This is a genomic window from Phycicoccus sp. M110.8, assembly GCF_032464895.1.
Lineage (GTDB): Bacteria > Actinomycetota > Actinomycetes > Actinomycetales > Dermatophilaceae > Pedococcus.
Genome location: NZ_JAWDIC010000002.1, coordinates 87447 through 98714, shown reverse-complemented (window position 1 = coordinate 98714; position 11268 = coordinate 87447). Strand labels below are relative to the sequence as shown.

General features: G+C 59.8%; 5 protein-coding genes. 4 read left to right on the top strand and 1 reads right to left on the bottom strand.

Annotated elements, in window-relative coordinates:
- Positions 1 to 120: 120 nt before the first annotated feature.
- From RKE38_RS11960 to RKE38_RS11945, 4 genes are all read left to right on the top strand, one after another.
- Positions 121 to 1383: a DNA cytosine methyltransferase gene (locus RKE38_RS11960; RefSeq protein WP_316007717.1), complete on the top strand. Its 1263-nt coding sequence runs from the start codon at positions 121 to 123 to the stop codon at positions 1381 to 1383.
- Between the two features lie 121 nt (positions 1384 to 1504).
- On the top strand, positions 1505 to 3430 hold the full coding sequence (locus RKE38_RS11955) for a hypothetical protein (protein ID WP_316007716.1): 1926 nt from the start codon (positions 1505 to 1507) through the stop codon (positions 3428 to 3430).
- Positions 3430 to 4836 carry a hypothetical protein gene (locus tag RKE38_RS11950; RefSeq protein ID WP_316007715.1) on the top strand — a complete coding sequence of 469 codons (1407 nt, stop codon included), beginning with the start codon at positions 3430 to 3432 and terminating at the stop codon, positions 4834 to 4836. The genes RKE38_RS11955 and RKE38_RS11950 overlap by 1 nt, the downstream gene beginning before the upstream one ends.
- A 7-nt stretch (positions 4837 to 4843) precedes the next feature.
- Positions 4844 to 10372 (top strand): hypothetical protein, encoded by a 5529-nt coding sequence (locus RKE38_RS11945; RefSeq protein ID WP_316007714.1) that lies wholly within the window; start codon positions 4844 to 4846, stop codon positions 10370 to 10372.
- A gap of 187 nt (positions 10373 to 10559) precedes the next feature.
- Here RKE38_RS11945 and RKE38_RS11940 read toward each other — a convergent pair whose 3' ends face one another.
- Positions 10560 to 10994, bottom strand: a complete 435-nt coding sequence (locus tag RKE38_RS11940; protein ID WP_316007713.1) for a very short patch repair endonuclease — start codon at positions 10992 to 10994, stop codon at positions 10560 to 10562.
- Positions 10995 to 11268: the final 274 nt, after the last annotated feature.

Below are 11268 nucleotides of genomic sequence, written 5' to 3'. Positions count from 1 at the left end.
TCGCGTTACGATGGGTGTTTATTGTGGTCGGGACATTGTTCAGTGACAAAATCCAGTTCAATAGACGGCCATACGTTCACGAGCTCGTTCTTGCCTCTGGATCCGCGCTGAAAGGAAATCGTGAGTAGGGCAGTTATCGACCTGTTCGCAGGCTGCGGCGGCTTTGGTCGGGGGCTCGAGCAGGCCGGATTCGAGACGGTCTATGTCAATGAGCTACACCCGGATGCTTTGAGCACCTACCTTCTAAACCACCGTGGCCGGCTCATAGACCGGAAAGATCGACACTCCAACGATATCTTGGATGTCACTCGAAACGCTGGTCAGCTTTCAGCGTTGGCGGATAGCCTTCGGGACGAGCATGGTGAGATCGCGCTTGTAACTGGCGGACCCCCATGCCAAGGGTTCAGTGGGATCGGACATCGAAGGACTTTCGGAGTCACCAAGACCGAGATCCCCAGCAATCATCTTTACCGTGAAATGGCCACTTTCATCCAGGCTATCAGGCCGAGGGCTTTTGTATTTGAAAATGTTCGCGGGTTACTCAGTGCAAAGTGGCTTCCTGAAGGGGAGAAAGGCGAGATCTGGCGCGATGTCCAGAAGGCATTCCGTTCGATCACGTTCATCCATAACGGTCGAGTAGTGGGTTATGAGATTCGGTCCGCTCTGGTCTTTGCTCAGGACTACGGCGTGCCCCAGAACCGCCCTCGCGTTCTTTTGGTGGGGATTCGCAGTGACCTAAATCCCGCACTCTCGACTGGTGACGATTTGGTCGCTGATGGATTCCTGCCGCGTCCCACTGGAGTGAAGCCACCTGACCCCGTAGACATTCTCAGTGACCTAGTCGACCCTCAATGGAAATCGCGCTGGGAGACCACCGAGTACCTACGGGATGCAGAAACGGAGTACCAAGAACGGATGAGGACCCTGTCCGACGGGACTGTGCTTCGGGCCGGTGCCGTGCTCCGAGAGCAGCAGTATTCACGTCACGCCGATCACGTAATGGCACGCTTCCAGCACGTAATCGACCACGGTCACGAGCACCTGCCTGAGGAGCTTCGAACGAAGAAGTTCAATCAGAGGGTGATCCCTAGGGTGTGGGGGCCTAATGGTCCGAAAATCACAGCGACGTCGCTTCCGGACGACTACATCCACTACGAGCAGCCACGCACGCCGACCGTGCGAGAAATGGCCCGACTGCAGGGCTTTCCGGATTGGTATCAATTCGCTGGCAAGAGGACGACTGGGGGTAGGCGGCGTGCAGGCGATCCGTCAATAGGTGATTGGGCGAGAGAACTTCCGAAGTACACCCAGATCGGCAACGCCGTTCCCGTTGAGCTGGCCATGGCTGTGGGGAAGCACCTGATTGAAATCCTTGACCTGTAGACACCCTGTCGAGCCACTTGGTCCGGTTTGCCCGCCCTCCCTTCGAATCTCCGGTAGAACTGTCATTGGGTGGGCACACGCTGTGCTCGTCGCTGGCTGAGGATGAGGGAGCGGAGCGCTGATGGTCGACCTGGAGGGCGCGTTCGGCCCGATCTGGGGCAAGGCGACCGGTGGTCGCTCGGTTGCGGTAGATCCCAACATGAATGATGCTGACGCATTCACTGTTGCGCCAGCCCCTGGTGTTCGCGAAGCCTGCGACTGGCTCCGCGAAGGACTCGATCGCGGAGGCCCCCAGAGGCTGGTGTTCCTCGTTGGCGGTCCGGGCGGTGGTAAGTCGCACGCTCTTGCCCACATGACCGCGGACCTCGAAGAAGATGACGCCGAAGACACCGGACTGGCGCAACGGAAGTACGTCTATCGGGCTGGTCAGTCCCGCCTCGTAGTGGTCAACGACGCTTCCATTCGCGGGGCGAATGACCGCCACCCTCTGGCTGACGATGTGGATTCGGCGGTGGGCGCCCGTGACTACTTCCTCGGATGTGTGAACCGGGGCATCCTTGTGGAAGAAGCGCACGCCCTTGGAACCGAGACCGTCGGGGCCAGCATCGTTCGTTGGCTAGCCGACGTTGATGGCGTTGCGACGGGTTTTCAGCTCACGAGCAGAATGCAGGGTCCGCTAGTCTCACGCGCTGAGCTGCACCTTGGAGATCGCGACATCGAGTTTGTAGCCGTGTACGTCGATCACTGTTCGCTGTTTGAGGTGCGCCCACAGGTCGACGAGGCGTTGTGCGCGCAGCCGTACAGAGTTAAGCGTCTCAAGCAACGCGCCACGCTTGACACGCTCTCTACACCTGCCGGCTCATTGCTGAGCCTCGTTGCGCATCACCTCTCCCACGCGGACGAACCTCCTGCGCCAGCGGGTGACCCGCTCGCAGCAAATATCGCCAGTTTCCAATCGGTCGCGGTGCAACGAGGTTTTCTGACGCTGCTGCGCTCGGCCGAGGCGGTTGCTGGAGCGCGTATGACCTTCCGCGAAGTTTGGGGGGCCATCATGCGCGCAATGGCCGGAGACCTACCTCAGATGACCGATCCACAGGCATTAGCCACTATGTTCCCGCTCATTGACGAAGAGCTAAACCCCGCCGCGCGCTTCGCTGAGCTACGCCATCGCGCACGCCTACGCGCAAGTCAGGCCATCGTCGGGGCGGATCTTCCTTCTGAGGTCCGTGCCACCGACCCGGTGCTGCGGATCACAGCACTGGTTGACCCTGTTCTCGATGCTGTTCCGGGATCGGTGGATGACCCACATTTCGGGTGGGCCTCCCCGGTGCTCGCCGCGTTTTCCGGGCTCATCACCGCGTACTCCCCCCTGAAAACCATCCTCGAATCAATTCCCGACCATGACCCATTCCGCGAAGCCGTCACAGACTTCGATCGGGCCCTTGACGACGCGTTTGTGGCAGTGACCCAGCCGGAGGGTGTCGACGACAAGACGAGACGCGAGATCGTTGCCTGGTACGGCGACTATCTCAGTCGGCTGTACGCGGTGGCCAACGGAGTGTCTGCGTTTCGGCAGGAGGTCTCAGCTTGGCTCGAGACCCGGTCCTCGCTGCCCTCGGCGGTGAAAACTCAACTCAAAACCCTTCTCAGGCCGTCCCGTGACCCGAATGATCCCCAGTCTGGCTATCTCTTGCCGCTGTTCAGTAGCCGAACCGTGCCCCTGACTGGGCCATCTGCCGAACCGCAATTGGTTTTACAGGGAGAAGATGACGTTCAACTAGAACTCGTGTTCCGGGGGGATTCTGTTACCGTCAATATGCGTGAGCTAGGGATTCTTGTGGGCGAGATTGAACTTGACTTCGCGTTGATCCGCACAGTTCAGTCGTGCGCCAATCAGCGACTTGGCGTAACGGAGCAGGCCGCTCGTGTCAGTCCTCGGGTAGAGCGGTTCCGAGCGAAGCGATTGATTCCCGAACGAGTCGAAAACAGCGAGTTCAGGGTGATTACTGGTCAAGCCCTTACCGACCTCTACGTGGAGACCTCGTAATGAAGTCCGTTCACCTTGACTTCCCGCGCCCTCAGTACGTCAGCGTTCCGGAAGGTTTCATAACAGCTCTTGCCGCGCGTGCCTACGACGTTGACTACGGAGTGGTTCACGAAGCTAAGCAGGTTCTGGCAGTGGCATACCAGTCGAACAGTGCCGAATCCAAGCGGGTAACGCCTGCTCTGGTGTTCCATCAGACGCGGCCACAGGGTGAAGGTCTCGCCAGATTCGGTGAAGAGCTAGCATCAGCAGGTTTCGAGTCGGATGTCGACCAAATCATCTTGTCGCGAGCTGTGGCAGGCGCAATTGCTGGGGTTCGTGCAAAGGATGGAAAGGTTCGTGCTGCCATTCCTATGACGCCGTCTCTCGCTCTTGCTCAAAATCCTCGCGGGCTAGCTGGAACCCGTAACCCGCCGGATCTGGGTGGGATCCTTGAGCGATTCTTCCTTGTAGGATCCACATTCTCTTCGGGGGGCCAGCTCACCGCGGCCGACCACTGGGTTCGCGCCGCTGAGCATAGACGCGCTGTTGATCGAGTCATTCGTGCGGTGGACACCGCGGCGTCCTCGACGTTCTTTCGTGCTGGTCCCAACAGAAAATTAGGTGAATGGGCGATGGGGGTGAATGACCATATTGCCGGAACTCCCTTCTCCTGGTTTCACCGTGTGTGGATCAAGCTTTGCAGCCCTGCGTGGGTCGAGGCGCTCCCGGCCCGGGTCTGGGTAGATTGGGCCAACACAGTCCTGCGCCTCGCTTTTGGTTTGGGCTATTTATGGGAGGTTGCTTGGTACGAGCGCGTCTCAAGATCCGTGATTGGAGGTGGCACCGAGGGGCCGGGAGAGTTGCTGAAGTCGATAGGCCCCCTCCTCCCATGGAAAGAGCAAACGTCTGGGATAAGCGTGCGCGACGTTGCATCGTCGACCAAGTGGCGAGTTTTGCGAAGCAACAACGTTCGCGATCGAATACGCGAATGGGCAGAAGCGGAGGGACCATTCGCTGACGCAGGGGAGGAGCTAGCCGCAATGCGGCTCGATGAGCACTTTCGAGCGGAGCTCACGGATGCTCTGTCGGCGCCTTCGGGAAGCAATGAGAACTTGTGGGAAGCAATCAACTACGCGCTGTTGACGCGCGAGGGCACTGGGCCGGATGCGGATCATTACGGATTTCTTCGAAAGAATGGAAGAAGATTCTCTGTGCCTGACCCCGGCGTCGAGTGGATTGCTGCCGTGGCGAGCCTCAGTTGTTCTGGCCCTGGTACCTCAACTGATGTGGGCCAGTTGGTTAAGGACCTGCGTGAGCTTGGTCTCCGTCCGGAGCTGGGAGATCTGGTCATGAGGCTCGAACAAGCCGGTGTGGCACGTGGAAGTGCGGATGCGGATCAGGCCGTCGCAATCGAGGCAGCCTTCTAAAGGAGAAATGTTGAAAACCCTTGCTGCCGCTCTGGCTCGGCAACTAGTCGCTGAGGACGGGCTCCGGGCGCTCTATCTCCCCGATCAGGTGCCTGAGCTTGCTCGCGAAATAGTTCGCCATGCGAATTCCATGCGGCCGAGCGATGTTCCCTTCGCGATTTTAGTCAGTGACGATCTAACGGAAGAACTTTCCGCAAAGGATTGTCCCATTGTGGGGATGGGCCGGTCTATTCAGTATCGGCGGGACGATCGACTGGCTGTCGTTTGCGGCGCCCATTCGATCCCCGCGTCGTTTTCTAGTTCCTTCGGGGCAGCGATCGAGAGCGACTACCCGGGCGAGGTCGGTGATGTCCGCGCGAGACACCTCACCATCCTTGCCGAAGACGCGATTGACGTGATTCTGGAACGCTCTAACGTCGACCTCAATTTCGTCGATGCAGTCTCGGCCAGTGAACGACTAGGAAATGTGTTCCGTATTCTCGCTGAAGCCTATGAGCGCATCGCGCAAGGCGGCGACGCTTGGAACGTCTTCTGGCTGCGTCACCTTGGGTCCGGCCTTGACGTCCTCGCCCGTGCCATCACTCGGGACGACAACGACCTCGCGGCAAATGCCGACACGCGGTTGGCGCGGATGACGTACGCGTCGTTTGGGCTCCCTCTGCCCACTACTGGGAATGCTTATGGTGTGGGTCGGAAAGTCGACGAGGCCCTTATGGAATTCTGGTCGACGACGGAGGCCATCCTTTTAACGCTGAAGCGACTCCGTCACCACCCGTCGCGCCCACTCGGCGAAGAGGGCCTTCCGCACGAGCTGGAGAAGCTCTCGTTCGGGAAGTTCGGTCAGGTCGTGGCCGCTAAAGATAATGTCCTTCTAGCTTGGGGCACCCCGCAAGGCGACGAAGGCATTTGGGTGTCGGCCTTCAGCTCGTTAACAGAAGGCGAGTTCTTCGCGCCACAACAGGGAATGGACTCTGCGCTAAGGGTCTATGCGGATGGTGACATCTCGATGGGCATCGCTGGGGAAGGATCCCCGCAGATCGTCCTCTTTCGATGGGACGGTAACACGAGCGAGCTGGTTTCTGAGCCTCTCCGCATCCTGCTGCCTACGTCACACATCCCTCAACCGGAGGCAGTCGCTGGTTCTCAGCTGAGCCTGAGCGTGGGTGGGTCTGGCGCCGCGAAAGCGGTATGGCGGGGCTCTTTAGCCGTGGAAGGCGGCGAGCTCGTTGGCAGGGGATCGGTGGTCCTCCCGCGCCCAGGAATGGCCAAGATGCCAGCGAGACCGATCACGTTGTCCACCGCACTGCCAGCGACGGACCCCCTGGCGGCGTTCGTCGGTTCGGCTGTGAGCAGCGCCCTCTACCCAGTGGTTGCGGGGACCGTCGGTGTCTGGACATTCGAGGGCAAGAACTCGGGGGGCGAAGCCTTCAAACCGGGGGTGTACCGAGGCTACGAAACGATTCCAGCGGCGATCGAGGACTCGGGCGTCGTTGTACCCGTCGAGAGTTCAGTGGGCACTGTGGTGCGAATAGTGACGTGGGGCCACGTCCCATCGGCCGCAGTCTCCGTCTCGGAGTTCCGTCGGGATCAGGCGGAGGTCGTCGTACACCTGTCGGATCCCGACCTTGTGACGACCAGTGAGGACGAGTTGACGGTCGGTCGACTGCTGGTCCGTTGGAAATCGGGTGCGAGCACTGACGAGTTCCTGTCGCCCTTGCTAGCCGCCGCTCGCGATGGCGTCGTTTCAGCGGGAGAGCCCGATGTTGAAGTGCAACGCTCCTTCCGCGGACGTGTCGAGACATATCTCGCGCGACACATCAACGAGAAGGCGACGCTCGACGCGCTCGGGCACATAGTCATGTTCGAGGATCACGCCGACACCCCTGACACTCTGGTGGCCGGCGCCGAAGGGGCAGTCTTGGTTCCGGAAGGAATCCAAGGACTGGTCAGTTCTCACATCGGCTATCACGTCAGTGCTGACTTGCGAGAGTCTGAGCAAGCGGCCCGGTTCCGGAACGCGATCGTCGAGCTTGACCTTGGCACACGGCTCCGGCGGTCCGGCGACCAGGAGGACCGCGTCGACTTCGTTTGGCCTTCACGGACTTCTTGGTCCTGGGCGCACGGATCGAGTGCTCTGGATGAGTACCTAGATGCATATGCCTGCCTTATAGATAGAGCGGCATCAGGCTCTCCGCAGGATGTGTTTTGGGCCTCCTTCCCATGGTCCGTCAGCGTGTACAAGACTGACGGAACCAAGAAGGCTCGGGCTGTGCTCCTCAGCCCTTTGCATCCGCTGCGGATGGCGTGGCTGGCTGCGGCCGAGGACGCGCTGCGCCGGACTGAATCGGCCGAAAGACTGGCCGGAGTCCTCGAGGCGTGGAACTTTCCGGCCGTGGGGCCACAGGCAGACAGTCACAATGGGCGGTTGCTCGCTGTTCCGACAGACGCCGGCGTGGGTCAACTTTTCCTCGGCTGGTCGATGCTCGTGTCGGCTAGCGTGGCGGGCCACGAGGCGCTGGAGGGTCCGGCTCAGATTGGCGCACTGCCTGCACCGGGAACATCCGTAACAGGCCTGAACGCGGACGCGGTTCGCTCGGCCCTGCGAACCTTCCACCGAATGAACCCACAAGTATCTACATTGTCCATCGATTTAGCGTCATCGACCGCTACTCCCCGGCTCGGTGAAATTGATCAGGCGGTTATCGAGGCCATCGCAGCTCCCGCTGGGAATTCAATCCTGCGCGGAGGCGTCCGGGTCTTTGACTCGATGAACCGCCTCGGAGAGGCGCCGCTTGCTGATCTCGAGCGGAAACTAGGGGTAAGCCCCGAACGGCCAGTTCGTTGGTCTCGATACAAGCATCAGCCAACTGGAGGGCCTCAGGCCAACTTACGATTTCTTCAGGACGCTGGAGTGAAGGTTGAGGTGTCGCCGACCGCCGTCTCGGGGGCCGGACTTGTGTCGACAATCCCGCTGCGTCGCTTCTCGACGCCAGCTCAGGCCGGAGTTGGCTACGTGGCTCGCGAGTTCCCTGTTGTCGAATTGGATCCAGACAGTAGCGCGTTCATCCGTGCTCTTGCCAAAGTGGAACGTGCGGATCAGGGCGTTCAAATTAGTGCAGAGCTCTTCCAAGCGGCACTAGTGAATGACTCGGCGGATTGGACTGTAACCGGTGAGTCCTTGGTCGGCGCTAACGCTCTCGCAGACATGCTCGCTGCGGACGGATCTGGCCAGATGCTGTGGGACTGGCGGCCGCCCTTTCTTGAGAAGCGAGCTACACCTCAGCTTGACGCCCGGCCATTCGTGAGTGTCGTGAGGTTGCCGGCAGCTGTGAAGAATCAGATTAGGGCCCATTTGATGAAGGCGTCGGGGTCAACTGAGAATCTTGACAGCAAGCTCGACGAGGTGATGACGACCCTTGGCACTAGAGGCATTGGCCTCTCATCGCTTATGGCGCAAGGAGGGACACATGCGGCTGGTGCCGTTGGCTTCTACCTGACGCTGCAACTCTTGGAGAAGGCGGTTGTGGAAGGCAGCCAGCTGCTGGTGCTGCCGATCGACGCATGCGATGAGTTTCTACGCGGTCTGGCAAACGAATCGGCCGCGACGAACCAGCTGCGGCGTGCGGATTTGCTGCTGGTCGCGGTTCAGCCGATGGGGATAACCCTCGTGCCGGTTGAGATTAAGTGCTACGGACTCGAGTCAGCCAATCCTTCGGAGACCCTTTCGAAGAGTGCGGTCCCAGTCATCGAGGCCTTGCGTCAGCTTGAATCGACCTCCGAGCTACTAGGCCAGGTAGTGGAGTCCTATGCACAGCTGGCCGGTTCGGAACCGGAATACGGCGCGCTTTGGCGTCACGGCTTTGCCACAATGGTGGAGGCCGCCATGCGCTTGCGGCCCGCTCCGACCAGCGGGTCGCAGCTGCTGCGTGCGGCGCTGGCCGAACTACTGTCGGGTGAAGTTGAAGTTCGGCTTGGGCGTTCGCTGCTCTGCTATTTCGGGCATCAGGCAGTCACGGCGGACGGCTCGACTCACGCCATCGAGCTCGGGCTCGAAGCCCTTGGAAATGAGGAGAACGAGCTTGCCGGGGCCCTTTTGTGCAATACACAGGCCGCCTTCGCATTCGTGCACCAAGACTCTGAGTCGTTGGGACCAGACTGGCAGCGGCTCGTTGAGTGGGTTCTCGCTCGCGATACCCACGAAAAGGCGGAGCTCGCCGGTGCGTCCCCAGCGCACCCGGGACTTTCTAACCGAGTAAGCGTGGAATCTGAGGACTCCGAAAAGTACCGCAGGGATTCGTTCCCAATCACCGCTGCAGCCCACGCGAAGGAGGGCGTCGTCGAAGAGTCCTCAGATGCCCAGACCGCGCCGCCGTCAGACGATGCGGCCCTTGCCGAACCAAGCCCGAGCATTCAGGGATACGGTGTCCGGTTTGAAATCGGCAGGACGATTGATGGTGTGACTACGCGCGGCGTCGACTTTTGGCCAAGCAACACGGCACTCAACCAAATGAATGTCGGTGTTGTGGGGGATTTGGGGACGGGCAAGACCCAATTCTTGAAGTCGGTGGTCTATCAACTCAGAAAGTGTGCTGGTGAACAGCAACCGACGCCCCTCTCGATGCTGATTTTCGACTACAAGCGCGACTACCATGATGCGGAGTTCCTCGCTAGCGTCGGCGGTGAGCTTCAGCGACCCTTCCACATCCCCTTGAACGTCTTGGCCATTGACGGCGAGTATACGCCGCAGAAAGCCGTGCAGGCAGGCGGTGCATTCGTTGACGTCATCACGAAGATCTATGGTGGTGTCGGTCCTGTGCAGAAGAGCAAGGTGTTGATGATCATCAAGGACTTGTTCGCCAGGAAGGGCGGCTTGGCACCGACGCTCGGAGAGGTGCTTGAAGCTTATCTCGAGGAGAACGCCTTCGACTCGGTGGCGGCGGTGCTCAACGGGTTCGTACTGAACGAAGTATTCTCGGAGAACGAGGACGAGCTCGTCACGATTGAGGAGATGCTCCATGACAAGGTGCTCGTCGTGGCTGTTAGCGATCTGGGGTCCGACGACAACCTGAAAACGGCCTTGATCACTCTCTTCCTTAATAAGTACTACGAACACATGTTGAGACTAAGAAAGTGGCCATTCGAAGGCGATGCGCCCAATCAATTGCGCCGACTCAACTCGTTTGTGCTGGTTGACGAGGCGACCAACATAATGGCACATGAGTTCCCTGTACTCACCCAACTTCTCCTGCAGGGCAGGGAGTTTGGTGTTGGGGTCATCCTTGCATCGCAGTACGTTTCGCACTTCAAAGTGGGCAAAACAAACTACGGTGAGACTCTGCTGACTAAGGTCGTGCATAAGGTGCCCAACATAGCTGTTGCAGACCTCAAGTCCTTCGGCTTTGCCGGCGCCACCCCTGAGATCGCGGCAAAAGTGCCAAATCTAGCTGTTCATCAAGCCCTGATTAAGACGCTGGGAATGGACGCCCGGTTCATGCGCGGCACCCCCTACTTCGAGTTGAAAGTGAACGATCAGTAGGGCGAAATGAATTGGGTTCTTGGACGTTACGTTAATGGTAGTATTTGGCCCCGACTCCAGGCCCCTCCCACACGGATAGGGGTCTCCCTAGAGGCGCTGGAGACATCTTGCATCACAGGAAGAGTCCAAGGGATGGCGTCGGTCGAGTAACTGTCATCTCAACCATGATCCCTGAGCGGGGGGGGGGTCATATTGACCGCAGGCGCGCTGCTACGGCATCAGCAATCTCTTCTGCCACCGCGAATGGGTCCTGGTGCTCCCAGAAGCGCAGAACCAGCCATCCCGCAGTCCTAAGTCGCTGATCCGTGTCTCGGTCTCTTGCATGATTGGCCGCGATCTTTGGGACCCAATAGTCACCGTTCACACTGAATTGGCGCCGGCCGTGTTGGGGGCAGCCATGCCAGAAGCAGCCGTCGATGAAGACCGCGACGCGTTGCCGCGTGAAAACGATGTCTGCCCGGCGCCGCAACTGCGCTACAGGCGGGTATGACACGCGGTACCGGAACCCCGCGGCGTGCAGGACCTTGCGCACCGCAAGCTCGGGCTTGGTATCGCGCGAGCGGTTCGCTTGCATGATCCGCCGCCGCCCGGGCGTGGAGGCCCAGGAAGAAGGTGTTCTCATAACAGCATCCATCCTAATGCGGGCCTCTGGGCGCCATCTTCGCTGCAACACATCGAGCAGGTCCCCTAGTCGCGGGGTGCGAGGGGACCGGCGACTCGAGGGGGTGAAGCCGCGGGCCACCGGACTTGCTGTGCATAGCGTTCGTGGGCGGCGGCCCTTCAAGTGAGACCCCGACTGTGGGTTTGGTTTCGACGACGAAGAAGGCGGCAGCTCCCAAGACGGGCTCGACAGGAGCGCCCAAGCCCTCGCGCACGGTCGCGCTTGCGAATGTTGA